At 71.4% G+C, this 21,305-nt stretch carries 21 protein-coding genes and 3 tRNA genes; 11 read left to right on the top strand and 13 right to left on the bottom strand.

Annotated elements, in window-relative coordinates; all coding sequences use genetic code 11:
- Window positions 1-20: 20 nt before the first annotated feature.
- Window positions 21-94, bottom strand: a tRNA-Lys gene (locus ACGFNV_RS41435).
- 185 nt (window positions 95-279) lie between these two features.
- Between ACGFNV_RS41435 and ACGFNV_RS41440 the strand changes: the two genes are divergently transcribed.
- From ACGFNV_RS41440 to ACGFNV_RS41465, 6 genes are all read left to right on the top strand, one after another.
- Window positions 280-1,611, top strand: coding sequence for a peptidoglycan-binding protein (locus ACGFNV_RS41440; RefSeq protein WP_393630159.1), 1,332 nt, complete (start codon window positions 280-282; stop codon window positions 1,609-1,611).
- An 86-nt stretch (window positions 1,612-1,697) separates the two neighbouring features.
- Window positions 1,698-2,810, top strand: a complete 1,113-nt coding sequence (locus ACGFNV_RS41445) for an SPFH domain-containing protein (protein WP_393630160.1) — start codon at window positions 1,698-1,700, stop codon at window positions 2,808-2,810.
- A 157-nt stretch (window positions 2,811-2,967) separates the two neighbouring features.
- Window positions 2,968-3,573 carry a lytic polysaccharide monooxygenase gene (locus ACGFNV_RS41450; RefSeq protein ID WP_393630162.1) on the top strand — a complete coding sequence of 202 codons (606 nt, stop codon included), beginning with the start codon at window positions 2,968-2,970 and terminating at the stop codon, window positions 3,571-3,573.
- 40 nt (window positions 3,574-3,613) lie between these two features.
- Window positions 3,614-4,045: a DUF3592 domain-containing protein gene (locus ACGFNV_RS41455; RefSeq protein ID WP_393630164.1), complete on the top strand. Its 432-nt coding sequence runs from the start codon at window positions 3,614-3,616 to the stop codon at window positions 4,043-4,045.
- An 88-nt stretch (window positions 4,046-4,133) separates the two neighbouring features.
- Window positions 4,134-4,601 (top strand): DUF3592 domain-containing protein, encoded by a 468-nt coding sequence (locus ACGFNV_RS41460; RefSeq protein ID WP_393630165.1) that lies wholly within the window; start codon window positions 4,134-4,136, stop codon window positions 4,599-4,601.
- 39 nt (window positions 4,602-4,640) lie between these two features.
- Entirely contained in the window at window positions 4,641-6,308 is a 1,668-nt protein-coding gene (locus ACGFNV_RS41465) for a long-chain-fatty-acid--CoA ligase (protein WP_393630167.1), read from the top strand.
- Window positions 6,309-6,414: 106 nt separating this feature from the next.
- Here the strand turns inward: ACGFNV_RS41465 and ACGFNV_RS41470 are convergent.
- From ACGFNV_RS41470 to ehuB, 6 genes are all read right to left on the bottom strand, one after another.
- Window positions 6,415-6,488, bottom strand: a tRNA-Lys gene (locus ACGFNV_RS41470).
- An 88-nt stretch (window positions 6,489-6,576) separates the two neighbouring features.
- Window positions 6,577-7,335, bottom strand: coding sequence for an IclR family transcriptional regulator C-terminal domain-containing protein (locus ACGFNV_RS41475; RefSeq protein WP_393630169.1), 759 nt, complete (start codon window positions 7,333-7,335; stop codon window positions 6,577-6,579).
- 219 nt (window positions 7,336-7,554) lie between these two features.
- On the bottom strand, window positions 7,555-8,337 hold the full coding sequence (gene ehuA / locus ACGFNV_RS41480; protein ID WP_393630171.1) for an ectoine/hydroxyectoine ABC transporter ATP-binding protein EhuA: 783 nt from the start codon (window positions 8,335-8,337) through the stop codon (window positions 7,555-7,557).
- A complete protein-coding gene (gene ehuD, locus ACGFNV_RS41485; RefSeq protein WP_393630173.1) occupies window positions 8,327-8,977 on the bottom strand; it encodes an ectoine/hydroxyectoine ABC transporter permease subunit EhuD in 651 nt (216 codons plus the stop codon). The genes ehuA and ehuD overlap by 11 nt, the downstream gene beginning before the upstream one ends.
- A complete protein-coding gene (gene ehuC / locus ACGFNV_RS41490; RefSeq protein ID WP_393630175.1) occupies window positions 8,974-9,681 on the bottom strand; it encodes an ectoine/hydroxyectoine ABC transporter permease subunit EhuC in 708 nt (235 codons plus the stop codon). The genes ehuD and ehuC overlap by 4 nt, the downstream gene beginning before the upstream one ends.
- Complete coding sequence (gene ehuB / locus ACGFNV_RS41495; RefSeq protein ID WP_393630177.1) at window positions 9,678-10,604, bottom strand: ectoine/hydroxyectoine ABC transporter substrate-binding protein EhuB; 927 nt, start codon at window positions 10,602-10,604, stop codon at window positions 9,678-9,680. The genes ehuC and ehuB overlap by 4 nt, the downstream gene beginning before the upstream one ends.
- 107 nt (window positions 10,605-10,711) lie before the next feature.
- Between ehuB and ACGFNV_RS41500 the strand changes: the two genes are divergently transcribed.
- The gene (locus tag ACGFNV_RS41500; protein ID WP_393630179.1) at window positions 10,712-11,206 is read left to right on the top strand and encodes a DUF3830 family protein; all 495 of its coding nucleotides are present in this window, start codon (window positions 10,712-10,714) and stop codon (window positions 11,204-11,206) included.
- Here the strand turns inward: ACGFNV_RS41500 and ACGFNV_RS41505 are convergent.
- Together ACGFNV_RS41505 and ACGFNV_RS41510 are read right to left on the bottom strand one after the other, a co-directional pair.
- Complete coding sequence (locus ACGFNV_RS41505) at window positions 11,187-12,578, bottom strand: amidase (RefSeq protein ID WP_393630181.1); 1,392 nt, start codon at window positions 12,576-12,578, stop codon at window positions 11,187-11,189. The two genes, ACGFNV_RS41500 and ACGFNV_RS41505, sit on opposite strands and share 20 nt — an antisense overlap.
- Before the next feature lie 18 nt (window positions 12,579-12,596).
- Entirely contained in the window at window positions 12,597-13,544 is a 948-nt protein-coding gene (locus ACGFNV_RS41510) for a D-2-hydroxyacid dehydrogenase (RefSeq protein ID WP_393630183.1), read from the bottom strand.
- A 142-nt stretch (window positions 13,545-13,686) separates the two neighbouring features.
- On the opposite strand from ACGFNV_RS41510, the gene ACGFNV_RS41515 reads away from it, so the two are divergent.
- The 3 genes from ACGFNV_RS41515 (at window position 13,687) to ACGFNV_RS41525 (ending at window position 16,383) form a co-directional block, all read left to right on the top strand.
- A complete protein-coding gene (locus tag ACGFNV_RS41515) occupies window positions 13,687-14,472 on the top strand; it encodes an aspartate/glutamate racemase family protein (protein ID WP_393630185.1) in 786 nt (261 codons plus the stop codon).
- Window positions 14,469-15,200: an aspartate/glutamate racemase family protein gene (locus tag ACGFNV_RS41520; protein ID WP_393630187.1), complete on the top strand. Its 732-nt coding sequence runs from the start codon at window positions 14,469-14,471 to the stop codon at window positions 15,198-15,200. Before ACGFNV_RS41515 ends, ACGFNV_RS41520 begins: the two co-directional genes overlap by 4 nt.
- Before the next feature lie 88 nt (window positions 15,201-15,288).
- Window positions 15,289-16,383, top strand: coding sequence for an LLM class flavin-dependent oxidoreductase (locus ACGFNV_RS41525; RefSeq protein ID WP_393630189.1), 1,095 nt, complete (start codon window positions 15,289-15,291; stop codon window positions 16,381-16,383).
- Here ACGFNV_RS41525 and ACGFNV_RS41530 read toward each other — a convergent pair.
- The gene (locus tag ACGFNV_RS41530) at window positions 16,362-18,194 is read right to left on the bottom strand and encodes a putative bifunctional diguanylate cyclase/phosphodiesterase (RefSeq protein ID WP_393630191.1); all 1,833 of its coding nucleotides are present in this window, start codon (window positions 18,192-18,194) and stop codon (window positions 16,362-16,364) included. The two genes, ACGFNV_RS41525 and ACGFNV_RS41530, sit on opposite strands and share 22 nt — an antisense overlap.
- A gap of 325 nt (window positions 18,195-18,519) precedes the next feature.
- Here ACGFNV_RS41530 and ACGFNV_RS41535 point away from each other — a divergent pair, with 325 nt between their 5' ends.
- Window positions 18,520-19,782: a M6 family metalloprotease domain-containing protein gene (locus tag ACGFNV_RS41535; protein WP_393630193.1), complete on the top strand. Its 1,263-nt coding sequence runs from the start codon at window positions 18,520-18,522 to the stop codon at window positions 19,780-19,782.
- A gap of 59 nt (window positions 19,783-19,841) precedes the next feature.
- Here ACGFNV_RS41535 and ACGFNV_RS41540 read toward each other — a convergent pair.
- The 3 genes from ACGFNV_RS41540 to ACGFNV_RS41550 form a co-directional block, all read right to left on the bottom strand.
- Window positions 19,842-19,915 (bottom strand) — tRNA-Lys (locus tag ACGFNV_RS41540).
- Window positions 19,906-20,496 (bottom strand): bifunctional DNA primase/polymerase, encoded by a 591-nt coding sequence (locus ACGFNV_RS41545; protein WP_393630195.1) that lies wholly within the window; start codon window positions 20,494-20,496, stop codon window positions 19,906-19,908. Before ACGFNV_RS41545 ends, ACGFNV_RS41540 begins: the two co-directional genes overlap by 10 nt.
- Before the next feature lie 134 nt (window positions 20,497-20,630).
- Window positions 20,631-20,996: a hypothetical protein gene (locus ACGFNV_RS41550; RefSeq protein ID WP_393630197.1), complete on the bottom strand. Its 366-nt coding sequence runs from the start codon at window positions 20,994-20,996 to the stop codon at window positions 20,631-20,633.
- Window positions 20,997-21,305 lie beyond the last annotated feature (309 nt).

The following is a 21,305-nucleotide window of genomic DNA, read 5'->3' on the forward strand; positions in this document are numbered from 1 at the left end:
CGAGGAGCCCGTCCTGTCTGTGCGCCGCCAGGGACTCGAACCCCGGACCCGCTGATTAAGAGTCAGCTGCTCTAACCAACTGAGCTAGCGGCGCCTGCTGACGTGCTAACTCTACCGGACGTCCGGTGGTGCCTTTGACCACCGGACGTCGGGCGGACAGGCGCGCGTGGGGTCCCGTACATCATTCGGACCGTCAACATGCGCGTGGCGAAGACAGTTGCGAAACTGGCGAACGTGTACAGGCATGGACATTTCCGCCCGGAGTGTGAAGGGAATCGCATGGAGTCTCCGGTATTCGAGGAAATCGATCCCGCGAGCGACTGCGACTGCCCCGGATGCGTGCTCCGGCGCCGCGCCCTGCCGGCTGCCCCGGCCGGCCGCACCGCCGTCCGCCGCACGGTGATCGTCGCGGCCGCCGCCACGGCACTCGGTGTGTGTCACGCCGTACCGGCACTGGCCGCCCCGCACGCCCCCGCCCCGCCCGGCGTCCCCGCGGATGACGGGCCCGAGAACCCGCAGGGCCCCGAAGCCCCGCTGCACGGCCCGGCCCGGGCGCAGGGTCGCCCGACGGGACCGGTGAAGACGCCTCCGACGACCCGTACGGAGATCATCACCCGGGCGAAGAAATGGGTCACGAGGAAGGTCTCGTACAGCATGAGCGCCTACACGTCCGACGGTTACCGGCAGGACTGCTCGGGCTTCGTGTCGATGGCGTGGAGCCTGGCGGGAAACGAATGGACGGGCAGCCTCCACAAGTTCGGCGACCGCATTTCCAAGGAGCAACTCCAGCCCGGCGACATACTGCTCTTCCACAATCCGGCGAACCCCCACAACGGCTCGCACGTCGTCCTTTTCGGCGGCTGGACGGACGACACGCACAGGTACTACACGGCGTACGAGCAGATCCGCCCGCACGCCCGCGCGAAGGCCACTCCCTACGCCTACTGGAGCAACTCGGGCCGCTACGTCCCGTACCGGTACAAGGGGCTCACGGCGGAGACGGCGTCACAGGAACCGTCCGAGCCCGATCCCCAGCCGGCCGGCGGTGCCGAACCGGCCACCGACACCGCGAGCACGCCGTACCCGGGGGCCGCGGCCTTCGGCCCCGGGGCGGACAACGCCCACGTCACCCAGCTCGGCCGGATGCTCGTCGCGCGCGGTGCCGCCGCCTACTACCCGCAGGATCCCGACCCGCGCTGGTCGGAGGCGGACCGGCGGGCCACCCGGGCGTTCCAGCTGGCCCAGGGCTGGCGGGGCTCCGACGCGGACGGGCTGCCGGGCCCGCGCACCTGGGAGCTGCTGGTCACCGGCGAGGGGCGCGACATCACGACCGGGGAGGGGGAGGCGGGAATGGCGGCGCCTCCCGGCGCGGTCCCGGCGTACCCCGGCCGGGCCATGTTCCGGCCGGGCGCCCGGAACGCGTACGTCATCCAGCTGGGGAGGCGGTTGGTGGAGAAGGGGTTCGGCAGGTACTACACGACGAGCCCGGGACCGCGCTGGGACGAAGCGGACCGGCGTGCCGTCGAGGCGTTCCAGCGCGCCCAGGGCTGGCGCGGCGGCGCGGCGGACGGCTACCCGGGCCCGGAGACCTGGCGGCGGCTCTTTTCCTGACACACCTGACGCTCCTGACGCATCTGACGACACGTCTGACGTGTACGACGCGTCTGACGCATCTGGCGCGGAGGCTGGAGGCACGCATGAGTACGACCACTTCACCGACACCGGAGCCCGAGGGGCCGTTCCGGCCGGGCCGGCTCATCCACAACGAGGTGACCACCGAGATCCCCGTCCACCTGCTGTTCCGCGACGACCCCGAGCGGCCGGAACCGGTGCCCCTCGGGCCCGCGGTGGTGGGGCGCCGACTGGGCACGGGTGAGCAGCCGCGGCTCCGGCGGCCGGTCCCGGCGAAGGCGCGGGTGGTGGCCGAGGTCGATCCGGCGCTGGTGGAGCGGCCCGCGCGGGTGTTGCCGGGTGTGGTGGGTCTGTTCGCCGGGGCCTGCGGGGTGGCCGGAGGCGTGGCCACCTCGTGGTGGGCGGGCGCGCTGCCGCCGCTGGTGGCGGAGGCGCTGCGGCTGCCGGCCTGCGCCGGGGCCGGGTTCGGTCCGGCCCAGTGGGCGGCGTACGCCGGGGCGGGGGCGCTCGGCCTCTTCGGGTTCGGCGGGCTGGCGCGAGGGCGTACCGGGCGGGCCTGGGTGCTCGATCTGTTCGGCCGCTACCGGGGGACGGTCCGGCGCACCGGCCTGCTGTGGGTGAACCCGCTGCTGCTGCGGCAGCGGGTCGACGTGCGGCTGCGGCACTGGCGCGGCGAGCCGATGCCGGCCGCCGACGGCAACGGGATGGCGCTGCGGGTGGTGGTCCTCGTGGTGTGGCGGGTGCGGGACACGGCGCGGGCGACGCTCGGGGTCGAGGACCACGAGACGTATCTGCGGGAGTGCGTCGAGGCGGCGTTGGCCTCGGTGCCGGTGGAGATGCCGGGGAGCGCTCGGGCCTCGGTGGACGCGACGGGGGAGGCGCTGACCCGGCTGGTGGTGGCGGACGCGGGGGCGGTCGGCGTGGAGGTGTTCTCGGTGCGGCCGGTCCGGGTGGAGTACGCGCCCGAGGTGGCGGCGGCGATGCACCGTCGCCGTATCGCTGCGCTGGACGCGCAGCACCGGGCGAGTGTGCTGACGTCGGTGGTCGACTCGGTGGAGGACACGGTGACGCGGCTGACGACACGGGGGCTGGTGGAGCTCGACGACTACGAACGCAAGGTGCTGGTGAAGGACTTGACGGTGGCGTTCTGCGCGGGCCGCGGGGAAGCCACCCCTTGATCGGCCCCCTGAACGACCCCCTGATCGGCCCCTGGAATGCCCCCTTGATTGGCTCCTCGATTGGTATGGACATGTCCATACCCCGGCAATAATCTGAGACTTGGTCTAGACCTGCACGGCTCACGGAACTCCCCACACGTTCTCCAGGAGCGGCAGCATGCGCAAAAAGACCAAGTGGTACGCCGCCGTGCTCGGGCTCACCACGGCGGGGGCCTTCGTGCTCTCCGCCGGGGGCGCGAGCGGCCACGGCTACACCGACCTCCCCGTCAGCAGGCAGAAGCTGTGCCAGAACGGCTCGGTGACCAACTGCGGTGACATCCAGTGGGAGCCGCAGAGCGTCGAGGGCCCCAAGGGCTTCCCCGCCTCCGGAGCGGCCGACGGCCGGCTCTGCTCCGGCAACAACACGCGCTTCGCCCAGCTCGACAGCCCGCGCACCCCGTCCGGCGGCGCCTGGCCCACCACCCGGGTCTCCGGCGGCCAGAGCTACACCTTCCGCTGGCAGTTCACGGCCATGCACGCCACGACCGGCTTCACGTACTACGTCACCAAGCCGGGCTGGAACCAGAACCACAACCTGGCCCGCTCCGACCTCAACCTCACTCCCTTCCTGACCATCCCCTACGGCGGCCAGCGCCCACCCGCCACCCTCTCCCACACCGGCCGCCTCCCCTCCGGCCTGACCGGCCACCACGTCATCCTCGCGGTCTGGACGATCGCCGACACGGGCAACGCGTTCTACGCCTGCTCGGACGTCACCTTCTGATCAGCGTCTCGGGGCACGCCTCGGGTAGGGTCCGCGTCCCATGGACGCCATCTTCAACATCGTCATGCCGCTCATGATCGCCCTGCTGGTGTGGGGCGGGTTCGCGCTCGTACGGCGGACCCGGGAGCGGCGGGCCGCCTGGGAGAGCGGGCTCACCGCCCGGGCCAGAGTGGTGCGCGCCTGGGCCACGACCCAGATGGTCAACAACGTGGCCCGGCGCGTGCAGTGGCACGAGTACGACTACACGACCGGCGACGGCCTCGCGGTCCGCTTCAAGGAGAGCGGCGGGCCGCGGGACCGCGCGGCCGGCGACGAGGTGCTCGTGTACTACGTGGCGAACGACCCGGAGAAGGCCACCGCGTCCGCGCCCCAGCCCGGCAAGGACACGGCGGGCACGGTGTTCGGGCTGTTCTTCATAGGCGCGGCCGTCATCGCGATCCTCTACGCGTGGGCGACCGCGCCAGAACTCTGAGCTTCCCTTGAGGCCGCCCCCCGGGCCTGGCGGGTACGTTCCCTGCACACCGGCCGCTCAGGCCGGCGCACGGACCTCGGGGGAGTTCATGGAAGTCTTCTTCTTCATCGTGCCCTTGATCATCAGCACCGTCACGGTGCTCGCCGCCGTCTCCGCGACCAGGCGCTCGCGGCAGGTCAGCCGGGCCTGGAGGAGCGGGATCACGGCGGAGGCGCGCTGTCTGCGGTCGTACACGACGACCAGCGGCGGAGGCGGCGACAGCTCGGTCCGCACGACCCTGCACCACGTCTACGAGTTCGTCACCCGCGAAGGGCGCACCGTCCGGTTCGAGGAGAAGAACGGGCCGGGGACGATCATCGAGGGCGACATCGTCACCGTGTTCTATGCGCCCGACCGCCCCGAGCGCGCCACGGCCCACGCCCCGGCGCGGGGAAAGCTCGCGGTGAGCACCGGGTGCACGCTGGTGGTGTGCGGGGTGCTCGTCGCCTTCTGTGTCGTCTTCATGGTCACCGCCCACCTGATGTTCGCGGCCACGGGCGACTTCCTGTTGCCGTAGCCTCCACATCTGACGGTACGTCAACTACCGTGCGCGCTCATGGAGTCCACCAGGGGTACCGTCGCCGAGCTGGTGGCCGCGGGGTGGGGCGACCACCGGCCGGGGCTGTGGTTCGAGGAGCGGGTGCTGACCCACCACGAGGTGACCGCGGGCGCCGCCGCCCGTGCCGCGCTGCTCGCCGACCTGCTGCCGCCGGGCGCGGAGCCGCACGTCGGCGTCCTGCTCGACAACACCCCGGAGTTTCCCCTGTGGCTGTCGGCCGCCGCCCTCGCCGGCGCCGCCGTCGCCGGGATCAACCCCACCCGGCGGGGCCCCGAACTCGCCCGGGACGTCCTCCACACCGAGTGCCGGATCCTGGTCACCGAGCAGGCCCACCTGCCCCTCCTCACCGGCCTCGACCTGCCCGGAGTCCGCCTCCTCGTCACCGGCACCGAGTCCTACGCCGACCTGCTCGCCCCCTACGCCGACGCCCGCCCGGACGCCTCCCGGGCCACCCCGGCCGACCGGCTCCTGCTGTACTTCACCTCCGGCTCGACCGGCGCCCCCAAGGCGGCCCTGTGCTCCCAGGGCCGCCTCGCCGCCGCGGGCCGCTCCCTGGCCGGGCAGTTCGGGGTCCGCCCGGACGACGTGCACTACGTCTGCATGCCGATGTTCCACGGCAACGCCGTGATCGCCGACTGGGCGCCCGCGCTGGCGGCCGGAGCGGGAGTGGCCCTGCGCCGACGGTTTTCGGCCTCCGGCTTCCTCGCGGACGTACGACGGTTTCGCGCCACGTACTTCACCTACGTGGGCCGAGCCGTCCAGTACCTCCTGGCCACCGAGGAACGGCCCGACGACCGGGACCATCCACTGCGGCTCGGCTTCGGCACCGAGGCCGGCGCGGTGGACGCGGCGGCCTTCGAGCGGCGGTTCGGGGTGCGGCTGGTGGAGGGGTACGGCTCGTCGGAGGGCGGGGCGGCGATCCAGTGGACGCCGGGAACACCGGCCGGGGCGGTCGGACCGGCGGCGCCGGGCCTCGTGGTGCTGGATCCGGAGACGGGTGAGGAGTGTCCGCCGGCCGCCTTCGACGCGGCAGGGCGCCTGCTGAACGGGGACGAGGCCATCGGGGAGCTGGTGAACAGGGGGCCGAACCCCTTCGAGGGGTACTGGCGCAATCCGGCGGCGGACGCCGAGCGACGACGGGAGGGCGGCTACTGGACCGGTGACCTCTTCTTCCGGGACGCCGACGGCTTCCTGTACTTCGCGGGCCGCACCGACGACCGGCTGCGCGTCGACAGCGAGAACCTGGCCGCCGCGATGATCGAGAACATCCTCGCCCGGTATGCGGGCGCCGAGGCGGTCGCGGTGTACGCGGTGCCGGATCCGGTGACCGGGGACCAGGTGATGGCGGCGGTCGCCGGTGACTTCGAGCCGGACGGCTTCGCCGCGTTCCTGCGGGCCCAGCCGGATCTGGGCACCAAGATGGCGCCCCGGTTCGTACGGGTGCTGGAGCGGATGCCGGTCACCGCGACCAACAAGATCAACCGGGCACTGCTGCGACGGGAGGGCGTCCACTGCGCCGACCCGGTGTGGTGGCGGCCACCGGGTGCGGGTGCCTACCGACGGCTGACGAGCGAGGAGAGGGCCGGGCTCACCGCGGAGTACCGCCGGCACGGGCGGGGCGAGATGCTCACCGGCCGGCTGGGGACGGAGGGCGCGCGGAGCTAGGGGGTGTGGGTGGCGGAGCCCCCACAACGCGCGGCGCCAGCCGCGCAGAAACAGCGATGGCGAGGTGGTTCGCGCTTTCCGCGAACACGCCTCGCCATCGGCATCGTGCGCCGCCAGGGACTCGAACCCCGGACCCGCTGATTAAGAGTCAGCTGCTCTAACCAACTGAGCTAGCGGCGCATGACTCTCGCCCTCCGCTGTGCGCGGCTGGCGACAGGGAAAATACTACCTGGTCCGCGGGGGTGGTTCCGACCACGTTTCGGGGGGCTCAGAGGGCCAGCGACAGCAGCACCGGAGCCGCGCCCCGGTTCAGCCGGTCCGCCGCGCGGCGCAGGCGGTGCGCGTGCTCGACGGGGAGGGAGAGGGCGAGGCAGCCGACCGACGATCCCGCGGTGATCGGGACCGCGGCGCAGACCGTGCCGACCGCGTACTCCTGGAGGTCGAGGACGGGCACGGTGGGCGCCTGGGACTCCAGGCGGGAGAGCAGGAGCTTGTCACTGGTGATGGTGCGCGAGGTGAGGCGGGCCATCTTGTGCCGGGACAGATGGTCGCGGCGGCCGTTGTGGTCGAGCTGTCCGAGCAGGCTCTTGCCGACCGCGGTGGCGTGGGCGGAGTAACGGAAGTCCACCCACTCGTTGACCGCGGGCGTGGCCGGGCTGTCGGCGTACTGGGTGATCTTGACCTCGCCGTCGACGTACCGGCTGATGTAGACCGCGGCGCCCACGGAGTCGCGCAGCCGGTCGAGGGTGTGCTGGAGGTGCTCGCGCACGGCCTGGTCATGGCCGTGGGCGGAGCTCAGGCGGGTGAGCGCGTCACCGGTGACGTACGTCCCGTCGGCGATCTGCACCACGTACCCCTCGCGGCGCAGCATCAGCAGGAGGGTGGTCAGCCTCTCGCTGCCGAGGCGGGTGCGGCGTGCGAGTTCGGCGTCGGTGACGCCGGTGGAGTGTCGTGCCACTGTCTCCAGGACGCGCAGGGCGTCCTGGGCCGAGTGGTACGGCGCGGTCGGCTCGTGCTTCAGCGCCACGGTCGTCCCCCTGCGGTCGCTTTCTGGGCCGTGATCCGGACAGCGGATCCCCTCCACGATAGCTGTCAAACAGCCTGTGTGGAGTGGTTGTTGGCGAGATTGTGGCCCTCGCGCGACCGCCTCAACTGCGGCAGTGGCCCTTTGGTATATGCCTCCGTCATGGACCGGCTGTCAGACCTGGAGTGACGCTACCGACGCGTCACGTAATTACACGAACGTTCACAGGACCGCGCTCAAGAATTCCCGAGTCCGCTCCTGCTCCGGATCGCTGAAGATCTGCTCGGGCGGACCCGACTCGATGACCCGGCCCGAGTCGAACATCAGGACCTGGTCGGAGATGTCCCGGGCGAAGTTCATCTCGTGGGTCACACAGAGCATCGTGATGTCGGTGGTACGGGCGATGTCACGGAGCAGGTCGAGCACGCCCGCGACCAGCTCCGGGTCCAGCGCCGAGGTCACCTCGTCGAGGAGGAGCACCTTCGGCCGCATCGCCAGCGCCCGCGCGATCGCCACCCGCTGCTGCTGGCCGCCGGAGAGCTGGGAGGGGCGGGCGTCGCACTTGTCGGCGAGGCCGACCAGGTCGAGCAGCTCGCGGGCCCGCGCCTCCGCCTCGTCCTTGGACAGGCCGAGCACGGTCACCGGGGCCTCGGTGAGGTTGCGCAGGACGGTCATGTTCGGGAACAGGTTGAACTGCTGGAACACCATCCCGATCTGCTTGCGCACCTCGCGGCACTGCTTCTCCGACGCCGGGAAGAGCCGCTGCCCGTCGACGGTGATCGTGCCCTCGTCGGGCTTGGTCAGCGTCATCAGCAGGCGCAGGATCGTGGTCTTGCCCGAACCGGACGGCCCGATGAGGGTGACGTGCCGGCCCGCCTGCACCGAGAAGTCCAGGTGGTCGAGGACGGTGTTGCTCCCGAACCGCTTGGTCACCTGTTCCAGGCGGATCAGCTCGTTCGGGGTCGTATGGAGGTCGGTCGGCTGCTTCGAGGTGTCAACGGACAAGGCGTCGCTCCAGGGTGCGCAGGAGAAGGGAGGCCAGATAGGAGATGACGATGAAGGCCACGCCGATCACCGTGAGGGGCTCGGTGAACTGGAAGTGCTGCTGGGAGAAGAGCCGCGCCTGGCCGAGCATGTCCAGGACGGTGATCACCATCAGCATCGGTGTGTCCTTGAGCATCGAGATGACGTAGTTGCCCAGCGCCGGGACGACCCTGCGGATCGCCTGCGGCAGGATCACCGCCGTCCACGTCCGCCGGCGCGACAGGTTCAGCGCCGTCGCGGCCTCCCACTGGCCGGGGGGCACCGCCTCGATGCCGGCCCGGTAGACCTGCATCGTGTACGTCGAGTAGTGCAGCCCGATCCCGATCACACCGGTGGTCAGCGCCGAGATGGTCACGCCCCACTCGGGCAGCACGTAGAACAGGAAGAACAGCTGGACCAGCAGCGGGGTGTTGCGCACGAACTCCGTGACGACCCCGACGGGCCAGCGCACCCAGCGGGTCGGCGTGCGCATCAGCAGCGCCCACACCAGACCGAGGACGAACGAGATCAGCGAGCCGAGGACCAGCGCCTGCAGGGTGACCTGCAGACCGTCCCAGAACTGCGGCATGAAGTCGGCTACGGCACTCCAGTCCCACTTCATCCGACACCACCTCCGACGCCGATCGGCCCGGGTTCCGTGACGATCTTGCGCTCCGGCGCCTTCCCGACGTTCGCCTTCAACCGCTTCTCAAGACCGCGCATGACCCGGGTGAGCAGGAACGCGATCACGAAGTAGATGAGCAGGACGTACGTGTAGATCTCCGCGCTCTCCTGAAGCGCCAGGCGCACCAGGTTGCCGCTGAACGCCAGGTCGCCCATACCCATGATCGACACCAGCGCGGTGCCCTTGAGCAGCTCGACGAGCAGGTTGGAGAACGGTGGGATCATCTCCGGCACCGCCTGCGGCAGCAGGATCAGCCGCAGCCGCTGCCAGGGCGAGAAGCTGAGCGCGATCCCGCCCTCCTTCTGCGCCGGGTCGACGGCGAGCAGCGCGCCGCGCACGATCTCCGCGCCGTACGCGCCGTAGGTCAGACCGAGTGCCAGCGTGCCCGCCCACAGGGGCACCAGCTGCCAGCCGAAGGCGGGCGGCAGCACGAAGAACACCCAGAAGATCATCACCAGGGCCGAGGTGCCGCGGAACACCTCCGTGTAGAAGCCCGCGAGGAAGCGGACGATCCACAGCCGGTGGGTGCGCGCGATGCCGACGACGAAGGAGACGGCGGCGGCGAGCAGCGCGCTGAGGACGAGCAACTGGACGGTGGTCCATACGCCCTTGAGTACGAGTTCCCAGAGTCCCGAGGTCATCCGCCGCAGAGCTCCTTCGCGGTCAGATCGGTCATCTCGGCCTTGGTGAAGCCGAAGGGCTTGAGGATCCGGAAGAGCTCGCCGCTCTTCTTCAGCTTCCGCAGCTCGACGTTGAAGGCGTCACGCAGCTTGGTCTCGGTCTTGCGGAAGGCGAAGGCGCCCCCGTCGACGTGCGGTTTGCCGTCCACGAGCGGCGCGAACGGCTTGGTGGCCTCGGCCTTGCTCGACTTCTTCACCACCTCGCGGGTGGTGAGCGCCGTACCGGCGAACACGTCGACGCGTCCGGCCTCGACGGCGTTGAGCCCCGCGACCTGGTCGGGGACGATCAGGATGTCGCCCTGCTTGTAGCCCGCGTCGACGGCGTACTGGATCTCGGCGTATCCGGTGCCGGTCGCGAACTTCGCCTTCTTCTCGACGACGTCCTTGTAGCTGTGCAGCCCCTTGGGGTTTCCCTTGCGCACGATGAAGGAGTCGAGCATCTGGTAGTCCGGGTCCGCGAAGATGACCTGCTCGCAGCGCTCGGGATTGACGTACATCCCGGCCGCGACCACGTCGAACTGCTGCGAGTTCAGACCCGGGATGAGCGAGCCGAACTCGGTCGGCACGGGCTGCACCTTGTCCACCCCGAGCCGCTTGAAGATGGCCTTCGCCAGTTCGGGCGCCTCACCGGTGAGTTGACCGTCCGTGTCGATGTAGCCGAACGGGATCTCACCGGCGATCCCGAGCCGTACGACGCCCTGCGCCCGCAGCCGGTCGAGCAGGTCGCCGCCTTCCACACCGGACGCGTTGGCCACCCGGGAACAGCCGGCCGCGCCCAACGCGCCGAGCGCCGCCACCCCCGCGAGCAGCGACCGGCGAGTGGGCCCGTGTATGTGTTCAGGGCTTCTCTGTGCACTTTGGGGACTTCTGCGTGGTGGAGCCATGGGCGCGCGGCTACCCGACGGGCTACGAGTTATGCCGATCTTTTCAAGCCCCGCACGACTCCCCGGCACCCTTGACCACGACGGCCCAGGGCACTCCCATGGAGGGCATGGCTGACCGTTTCATCGAAGTCTCGCTGGTCAAACGTGACGTCCGCTGCACGGCCAAACTCCTCGACGACCGTGCCCCCGTCACCTGCGCCACGGTCTGGGACGCGCTCCCGCTCGCCGGGGACGTGTACCACGCGAAATACGCGCGCAATGAGATCTACGCCCTTTTTACACCCTTCGCGACATCCGAACCGCCCCTCGAGAACCCGACCGTCACCCCCATCCCGGGAGACCTCTGCTACTTCTCCTTCGCCGGTTCGGAGCTGGGCACCAAGGCCTACGGCTACGACCGCGAGGTCCGCCCGAACGCGACCCTGGTCGACCTGGCCCTGTTCTACGAACGCAACAACCTCCTCCTCAACGGCGACGTGGGCTGGGTGCCCGGCATCGTCTGGGGCCAGGTCGTGGAAGGCCTGGAGGAGATGGCCGCCGCCTGCAACGACCTGTGGCGATCCGGTGCCGCGGGGGAGGCGCTCAGCTTCCGCCGGAGGTGACCCCGGCCTCGTACAGGGCATGTGCCGCGCGCAGGACCAGGTCGTCGCGGTGACGGGCGGCCACCAGCTGGAGGCCGATGGGGAGGCCGTCGGGGTCGGCGCCCACGGGGACGCTGGCGGCGGGCTGTTGGGTCAGGTTGAAGGGGTAGGTGAAGGGGGTCCAGCCGGTCCAGCGGTGAAGGCCCGAGGACTTGGGGAACTCCGCGCCCGCCTCGAACGCCGTGAGGGGGAGGGTCGGTGTGACGAGGAGGTCGTAGGTGTCGTGGAAGCGGCCCATGCGGCGGCCCAGGGCCATGCGGGTGTCGACCGCCGCGAGGTAGTCGAGGGCGGTGTAGCGGGCGCCCTGGGCGCAGATGTCGCGGAGGCCGGGGTCCAGCAGCTGGCGTTGGGCGGGGGTGAGGTGCTGGGCCACGCGGGCGGCGCCGCTGAACCACAGGGTGTGGAAGGCGTCGACCGGCTCCGCGAAGTCGGGGTCGGTCTCCTCGACGTACGCGCCGAGCGCGGCGAGACGCTCCACGGCCCGCCGTACCGCCGCCGCGACCGCCGGCTGCACCGCGACCTGACCGCCGAGTGAGGGCGAGTACGCGACCCGCAGGCCGTGCACGCCCTCTCCCAGCACGCCCGAGTACGGCCGCCCGGGCGGCTCCAGCGCCGACCAGTCACGGGAGTCCGGCGCGGCGATCACATCCATGAGCAGGGCCGCGTCGACCGCGTCGCGGGTCATGGGGCCGACGTGCGCGAGGGTGCCGAAGGCGCTGGCGGGATAGAGCGGCACCCGGCCGTACGTGGGCTTGAGGGCGAAGATCCCGCAGAACGCCGCCGGGATGCGGACACTGCCCCCGCCGTCCGTGCCCAGGGACAGCGGGCCCGCGCCGAGCGCCACCGCGGCCGCGCTGCCCCCGCTGGAGCCGCCCGCGGTGCGCGCGGGGTCGTGCGGGTTGCGGGTCACGCCCGACAGCGGCGAGTCCGTGACGCCCTTCCAGCCGTACTCGGGCGTCGTCGTCTTGCCCACGAAGACGGCGCCGTGCTCGCGCAGGCGGGCGACGGAGGGGGCGTCCTCGTCCCAGGGGCCCTTCTCCGACACCGCCTTCGAGCCGCGCAGGGTCGGATGCCCGCGCAGCAGCAGGATGTCCTTGACGGTGACGGGCACCCCGTCCAGCAGGCCCGCCGGCTCGCCCCGCCGCCACCGGTCCGCCGACGCGTGCGCCTGCGCGAGCGCATCCTCGGGCAGGAGCCGGACGAACGCGTTCACCTCCGGCTGGATCCGCTCGGCCCGCTCCAGGGCCGCCCGGACCGCCTCCACGGGACTGAACGCGCCCGCGCGATAGCCGTCGACGAGCTGTGCGGCGGTGAGGTCGGTGAGTTCCGTCATGCGCTCTCCCCGGGAAGGTCAGTGGCCTGGTACGTACCCGCGCTTCTTGTCGACGACGTTCGTGAGCGGTTTCCCGGCCGCCCAACGCTCGTACAACTCCACGAACTGCGCGGCGAGTTCGTCCCTCCATCCGATCGTGTCGCCACTCATGTGCGGGGACACGAGCAGACCCGGCACCCGCCACAACGGGCTGTCGGGAGTGAGCGGTTCGGCGGCGAAGACATCCAGGGCCGCGCCCGCGATCCACCGCTTGGCGAGCGCGTCCGCGAGCGCGTCCTCGACGACCAGTTGTCCGCGGCCGACGTTCACGAAGCAGGCGGACGGCTGCATCACACCGAAGCGGCGGGCGTCGAACATGCCGTACGTGTCGTCGGTGAGCGGCGCGGCCGCGATCACCCAGTCGGCGCGGGCCATCAGCCGCTCCAGATCGTCCGGGCCGTGGATGCCCGTGCGCGGCACCCGGCCCACGATCGCCGTGTTCACGCCGAGCGCCTTCAGCGTGCGGGCGATCGCCCGGCCGATCGGCCCCGAGCCGACCACACAGGCGCGGGTGCCGGAGACCCGCCGGGTCTCGCGGTGCCGCCACTCGTGCTGCCGCTGGAGCTCCCACGTCCGGGGCAGGTCCTTCGCCATCGCGAGGACGAGGGCCGCGACGTACTCGGCGATGGGTTCGTCGAAGATGCCGCGCGCGTTCGTCACCACCGTGTCGGAAACGGCGAGTTCCGGACACATCAGATGGTCCACCCCGGCGCTCGCGGTGTGCACCCAGCGCGGCCGCGGCCCCTCACCCGGCCACGCCTCACGCACGGCGTGCGAGGTGAAGTCCCACACCAGCAGCACGTCGGCCTGCGGGAGCCGCTCGGCGAGCGTGCCGGGATCCGCGTGCACGATGCGCGCGCGTCCGGTGAGGCGGCCGAGACGGGGGAGGGGATCGGCGTCGAGGACGAGCAGGGTGGGTGCGGTCATCGGGACGGGCGTTCCTCACGGAGTGACCAAGTGTCTGACATGCACGGATTGACCACGCTCGCACCCGAACCTACCTTCGTCAACACGGGCGAGCGTACGGTCCGTTGTCCTTCCGTCTCTCACGGTGAGGCCGGTGCCTGCCATGGACATCACTTTTCTCGGCGGACCCCGCTCCCAGCGCGGTGTCGGTGTCGTCGCTCCCTTCGACTTCGCACTCGACCGCGAGCTGTGGCGCTGGGTGCCCGACGAGGTGTCGCTGCACCTCACACGCACTCCGTTCGTGCCGGTCGAGGTGAGTCTGGACCTCGCCCGCCGGGTCAGCGAGCACGAGACCCTCGGCGAGGCGGTCCGCACCCTGATCGCCGTCACACCCGAGGCCGTCGCCTACGCCTGCGCGTCGGGCAGCTTCGTCGGCGGGACGGCCGGGGAGCGGGCCATGTGCGAGACGATGACCCGGGCGGGCGCCGTACCGGCGGTGACGACCTCCGGGGCGCTCCTGGAGGCGCTGGCGGAGCTGCGCGTACGGCGGGTGGCGCTGGTGACGCCCTACACGGAGTCCGTCACCCGGGCCCTGGAGGCGTACGTGGCCCAGGCGGGCGTCCGGGTCACCGGCCGCGCCTTCATGGGGCTGACCCGGCACATCTGGAAGGTCCCCTACAAGGACGTGGTGGCCATGGCGCGCCAGGCGGTACGGCCGGGAAGCGCCGACGCCCTGTTCATCTCCTGCACCAACCTGCCCACGTACGACGTGATCCCCCAACTGGAGGCCGAGCTGCGCATACCGGTGATCTCAGCCAACCAGGTAACGATGTGGGCGGCCCTGCGCCTGCTGGGTACCCGAGCCGTGGGGCCGTATCAGGCGCTGATCGACGAGTCGGCGCGGGCGTGGCCCGTACTGCCGGAAGAACAGCAGGAAGGCTGGACATGACCGCACTCGGATTCCTCTACCCGGGCCACTCCGCCGAGGACGACTATCCGCGCATCGAGCAGCTCCTGGGCAGTGACATCCGGGTGGACCTGGTCCACACGGACATCGGAGAGGACGCGCACCGGGTCGACGCGCTGCTGCGGATGGGGGCGCCCGAACGGCTCGCGGCCGGGGTCGAGGAGCTGCGGCTGGCCGGCGCGGAGGCCGTCGTGTGGGCCTGCACCAGCGGCAGCTTCGTCTACGGCTGGGACGGCGCCCGGGAGCAGGTCCAGAACCTGGCCACCGCCGCGGGCCTGCCCGCCTCCTCGACGTCCTTCGCCTTCGTGCACGCGGCGAGCGAGCTCGGGCTGCGGCGGGTCGCCGTCGCCGCGACCTATCCGGAGGACGTGGCCGGGCTCTTCTCGGAGTTCCTGCGGGCCGGGGGAGTGGAGGTGACCGCCGTGCGCGGCGCCGGGATCATCACCGCGGCGGAGGTCGGCACATGGGGCGAGACGGAGATCCTGGAGCTGGCCCGCGCGGCCGACACCCCGGACGCGCAGGCCCTCCTCCTGCCCGACACCGCCCTCCACACCGCCGCCCACATCCCCACCCTCGAGAAGGACCTCGGCAAGCCCGTCCTCACCGCCAACCAGGTCACCGTGTGGGAGGCCCTGCGCCTGGCCGACCGCCGCGTGAACGCTCCGGCGCTGGGGGCACTGTTCTCACGGGAGCCGCTGGTGCAAGTGTGACCTCGTCGGCTTCCCGGGAATAAGCGGGGACTGCCTCCTGTTACCTCTGTGAGGACAGCGTACGGCCGGACAACAGGAGGCAGGCACCGTGGTGGCAGACGCAGACGAGATCCGGGGCACGACACACGGCACCGCCCCCGCCCCCCTCTCCGTGCTCGACCTGGTCACCGTCGGCACCGGCAGCACCGCCACCGACGCGCTGCGCACCAGCGTCGACCTCGCGCGGCTCACCGAGGCGCGGGGCTTCCACCGCTACTGGGTCGCCGAACACCACTCCATGCCGGGCGTCGCCTCCTCCTCCCCGGCGGTGATCCTCGCCCACCTCGCCGCCCACACCGACCGCATACGCCTCGGCTCCGGCGGTGTGATGCTCCCGAACCACGCCCCGCTGGTCATCGCGGAGCAGTTCGGCACGCTGGAGGCGATGGCCCCGGGCCGCATCGACCTCGGCCTCGGCCGCGCGCCCGGCACGGACGGCGCCACCGCGGCCGCCCTGCGCCGCACGGACCGGCTCAACGAGGGCGCCGACGACTTCCCCGAGCAGCTCGCCGAGCTGACCCGCTTCCTCGACGACGACTTTCCCGACGGCCACCCCTACCGCCGCATCCACGCCATCCCCGGGCCCGTCCAGTCGACCGCGCCCGGTGGCGTCCAGTCCCCGCACCGCCCGCCGGTCTGGCTGCTCGGCTCCTCCGGCTTCAGCGCCCGCCTGGCCGGCGTCCTCGGACTGCCGTTCGCCTTCGCGCACCATTTCTCGGCGCAGAACACCATCCCGGCGCTCGACCTCTACCGCGAGTCGTTCCGGCCGTCCGCGGTCCTCGACGAGCCGTACGCCCTCATCGGCGTCTCCGTGCTCGCCGCCGACGACGAGCGCGAGGCCCGCCGCCAGGTCCTGGCCACCGGCCTCAACATGGTCCGCCTGCGCATGGGCCGCCCCGGCCTGATGCCCTCCCCCGAGGAGGCCGAGGCCCACGACTTCAGCCCGATGGAGCGCGAGTTCGTCGACTCCTGGACCGCGAACATCGTCCACGGCACCGCCGACGAGGTCCGCACCGGCCTCGACGACCTCCACAAGCGCACCGGCGCCGACGAGCTGATGCTCACCAGCCACGCCCACCGCGGCGCACTCCGCCTGCGCTCCTACGAACTCGTCGCGGACGCCTACGGGTTGCCCACGGCGTAGGTCTCGCTGCCCAGCAGCTCGGAGATACGGTCCGGCGACACCGGGCGGGAGTACAGCCAGCCCTGGCCGGTGTCGCAGCCGATGCCGCGCAGGCGGGTGGCCTGGGCGGAGGTCTCGACGCATTCGGCGGTGACGGTCAGGCCGAGGCGGTGGGCGAGCTGGATCATGGCCTCGACGATGACCTCGTCGGCCTGGTTCGGCGGTACGGCCGCGTCCTTGGCGCTCTCGAACTGGAAGCCCCGCACGAAGGAGCCGTCCAGCTTCAGCACCGACACCGGCAGCCGACTGAGGTAGGCGAGGTTCGAGTAGCCCGTGCCGAAGTCGTCGATGGCGATGTGCACGCCCATGTCGCTGAGGGCCTGGAGCGCCTGCAGGGGGCGTCCCGCCGAGCCCATCACCGCCGACTCGGTGAGCTCCAGCTGGAGCAGCTCCGGCGCGAGCCCGGTCTCCGCGAGGATGTCCGCCACGTCGGCGACCAGATCCGAGTCCCAGACCTGCCGCACGGCCACGTTGACGCTGACGAAGATCGGCGGCTCGTCGGGATGGTCCAGCTGCCAACGGCGCGCCTGACGGCAGGCCGTGGCCAGCACCCAGCGCCCCAGCGGCACGATCGAGCCGTCCTCCTCGGCCAGTCCGACGAACCGATTCGGCGTCAACAGCCCGAACTGCGGGTGATTCCAGCGCACCAGCGCCTCGACACCCCGCAGCCGCCCGTCCGACATGCCCACCAGCGGCTGGTACTCCAGCACGAACTCCCCGCGCTCGATGGCCGGCCGCAGCGCCGCCGCCAGGGCCTGACGGGTCACCAGGTGCGCGTTGCGCTCCGGGTCGAACAGCGTCCAGCGGTCCTTGCCGTCCGCCTTCGCCCAGTACAGCGTCGTATCGGCCGCCTGCATCAGCCCGTTCGCGGTCGTGCCCGCCGCGTGCCGCTCCACGACCCCGATCGACGCGGACAGCGACAGCTGCCGGCCGGCCAGGTCGAACGGCGCCTGAAGAGCCTTCAGCACGGACTCGGCGAGGTCCGCGAGCTGCTCGGTGCCCGTGGAGTCCTCGACCAGCAGCGCGAACTCGTCACCGCCGAGCCGCGCCACCAGCGGTGTGCTCGCGCGGGCGTACCCGGCCTCGTCGGCACAGCGGGTCAGCCGCTCGGCCACGGCGGCCAGCAGACGGTCGCCGACGCGGTGGCCGAGGGTGTCGTTGATCGCCTTGAAGCCGTCCAGGTCCAGATAGCACAGCCCGATCCGGCCCGTGCCGCCCTGCTCGTACGACTCCGCCTCCAGCGTCGCCGAGAGCCGTTCGAAGAACAGCGTCCGGTTGGGCAGCCGGGTCACCGGGTCGTGCATCTGCAAGTGCCTCAGCCTCGCCTGGAGTTCACGGCGGGCGCTGATGTCGGTGACGGAGAGCAGCACTCCGGGTTCCGCCTCCCCGAGCGGCGCCACGGTGAGCTGTACCCACAGCGACTGCCCGTCGGGGTGCTTGAGCCGGCGCGTACAGCGCAGCCGTGCCTGACGACCGCGCAGCACCTCGCGGTAGGCGTGCCAGGTGCGCGTGTCGGAGGCCAGGTCCACCAGGTCGGCGGCGACGCACCCGGTGAGCGCGTCGGGCTCCGTACCGAGCAGCGTGCCCAGCGCCTTGTTGCCGCTGACCACCAGGCCCTCCCGGTCGACCACGGCCATGGCGAGCGGGGCGGCCGCGAAGGCGGAGCGGTAGGAAGGGGGCTCGGCACGAAGAGACGTGCCGTTGTCACTCTCTGTGACGGCTGACCGGTCGAGGCCTGCCGCGGGCATGGGCCCTTCGGACGTTTCGTTCACCGCTCGCTCCCGCAGTGCAGTAGATCGTTGTCCGTGCAGCAAAGTGCGCCGATCATAGAGGCTGTCCCCAGGCCCTTCCAGCCGGTGTACCGGAGTCCCGGAACGCTTACGGGGTGACCCACCCTTCTGGCAGATCGTTTCTGCCCGCGCCTGGACGGGCTTCTTCAAGCAGTCGACCGCTTGTGACGTTCCGTGAGTGATTCGGGGTGTCGGTTTTACCCGTATCCCGGTCCTCTCACTCATCTGGGGCAGGCAAACAGGGCATACAACAACAAAGTCACACAGGCTGGGTGCGGTGTTCCGAGAACCGCACCCGGAGGTCCCTGTGCCGCGTCAGCTCCCGCGCTCCCGACTGCGCAGCACCGCGGCCGTGTTCACCACCCTCTCGGCCCTCGCCGCGACCTCCATCATCACCGGCCCCTCGGTCGCCGGACCCTACGCCACCGCCCCCTGCGCCCTGCAACGCACCGACGCCCACCACTCCGAGGGCCTCGACACCTGGAACGCGGCCTACCCGCGTCCGGCGCGCGCGCTGGACGCCGTCATGGTCTTCCTGTCCTTCCCGGACTGGGACCCCCTGACCACCCCCGCCGAACTCGCCGCCGACCACTTCCCGGCCACCAGCGACTTCTTCGCGCGTGCCTCCTACGGCAGGTTCACCCTGCGCCCGCATCAGCTGAAGCGCTGGATCCGGATGCCGAAGCCGTCCACCGCGTACGCCATACGGCGCGACTGGAGCCCCGACCACCGCACCGCCTACCTGCGCGACGCCCTCGCCGCGGCCGACGGCCAGGTCGACTTCTCCCGCTACGACATCGTCTACCTCGTCGCCGACCCGGACGCGCCCGGTGTGGACTCCGACGCCACCAAGGTCGTCAACCTCGACAGCCCGCTGCGCGCCGACGGCACGGACATCCGCAGGGTCGTCACCGTCTTCGAGCAGCATCCGCCGGACCGGCTGGTCCTCGCCCACGAGACGGGGCACGTCTTCGACCTGCCGGACCTCTACCGTCGCCCCACGGACGGCAAGGGGGACTGGGACACCCATGTGGGTGACTGGGACCTGATGGGTAGCCAGTTCGGGCTCGCCCCGGATCTCTTCGCCTGGCACAAGTGGAAGCTCGGCTGGCTGGACCCGCGCCAGGTGGTGTGCGTCGGCGGGCCGGAGCCGGCCCGGCTGACCCTGGAGCCGCTGGGCGCGGGTCCTGGGGTGCCGGTGCCGGGCGTCGCCGGTGCCCCGGTGTTCGGCCTCGGCGCCGGAACCAAGCTGGCGGTGGTGCGCACGGGGGCGGACAGCGCGCTCGCCTTCGAGGCACGTGGACCGGTGGGCAACGACCGGGCCGCCTGTCGCGCCGGGGTGCTCGTGTACCGGGTCCGCAGTGAGACCGAGTCCGGTCACGGCCCCGTCGAGGTGATCGACGCCCACCCGCACACCGAGGCCTGCTGGGAGGACTCGGTCTATCCATCCCTCGCCGACGCCCCGGTCGGCCTCGGCGAGAGTTTCACGGTGCCGGGGGACGGCGTACGGGTGGATGTGGAGGGGCGCACGGCTTCGGGGGCGTGGACGGTGCGGATCGCTGTCGGATAGCACCGACCGGATCCATGTGAAAAGGCCCCTCGCTCTTGCGAAGGGCCTTCTCGTTGTCGTGCGCCGCCAGGGACTCGAACCCCGGACCCGCTGATTAAGAGTCAGCTGCTCTAACCAACTGAGCTAGCGGCGCCTGCTGACGTCGTAGACCTTAGCATCCAGGTCGGCGGGAGGAAAAATCGATATCCGCACCGCCGCTCGGGCGGCGCGGACGGCCGCCCAGAGCAGGATTTCGGGGCCCGGGAGCCAGGGGTGACGGGTGTCGGGGGCGACGAGCCAGCGGGTGGACGGGGTGTGGGGGGCGGGGCCCGCCGGTGAAGGAGGCGGCACGGTCACCGCGTCGCCGGTGCCGTGGCACAACAGGGGCGGGATGTCCGCCGTACGGCCGCCGGAGTGACCGGAGCGGCCGCGGGAACCCCACTCCTCCCACTCCAGCAGGGTCGGCAGCCGCTGGGCCGTACCGGGGGCGGCGAACAGCAGCATCCGGCCCCGGTACTCCGCCACCGGGCCGGAGCCCGGGCCCTCGTCCCAGAGCCGGTCCAGCATCCTGCGTCCGAAGAGCGCGGGTGCGTTGACGACGTCGAAGACGGCGCCGCAGGGCAGCACGGCCGGGGCGTCCGGGCGCTCGTCCCAGAGGGCCAGTGTGCTGCGGGGGTACGTTCCTGCCGAGGCGAGCCAGGCGGCGCCGTCCGGGGTGACCCATGCACTGCTCATGTCGACAGGTCTACCGGCCGTGAGCGTTCACTCTCCGAGGGTTGCGGGAAACGCGGACAGAGTGGGGCCGGAGGGAGTATCTTGCCCGCCCGGCATATGCCAGGGCGAGATGCGGCGGCTCGGGCGGAGTGGGCTCAGACGGGGTCGGCGTGCCCCGTCCCTTCCCCACCGGTGAGCAGCTCCCGGCCGAACTCGACCATCTTCTTCGCGTAGTCCTCGGTCCACTCGGCCCGCTCGGCGATGTCCGCCGCGGTCAGCCGGTCGAAGCGCCGGGGGTCGGCGAGCTGGGCCGCGGCGATCGCCTGGAACTCCATCGCCCGGTCGGTCGCGGCACGGAACGCGTGCGTCAGCTCCGTCGCACGGGCCAGCAGGTCCCGCGGGTCGTCGATCGACTCCAGATCGAAGAAGTGCTCCGGGTCGGCGGCGGCGTCCGCGGGCTCGAAGAGCAGGGGCGCGGGGCGTAGCCGCGGTTCGTTCCGACGCGGCGTGGGCTCCGCCATGTCTTCATCTCCTCCTCATACGGTTCGGACGGCGCCGCCGGGTGGCTGGGCCGTCTTCCATTGTCGCCCGGGGGCGCAAGGGGGCATGGCTGAGCGAGACCCGCCCCGCACTTTCAAGGCCTGAAGCCCACCCGATGTTCCCCCAGGTGCGCCAACACAGCGTGATTCGCCTCCCAACCGTCGGGGCTGTATTCATTGGCCGCCTCCGGCGGCGTGCCGGACTCCGTCCGGCGGTGGGGCCGGGGAGGTCGGAGCCGATGGGCGGTCCTCTCGGTCTGCCTCAGGGTTTCCAGGCGATCCGATGTTCCC

The sequence above is a fragment of the Streptomyces sp. NPDC048751 genome (assembly GCF_043198595.1).
Classification (GTDB): Bacteria; Actinomycetota; Actinomycetes; order Streptomycetales; family Streptomycetaceae; genus Streptomyces.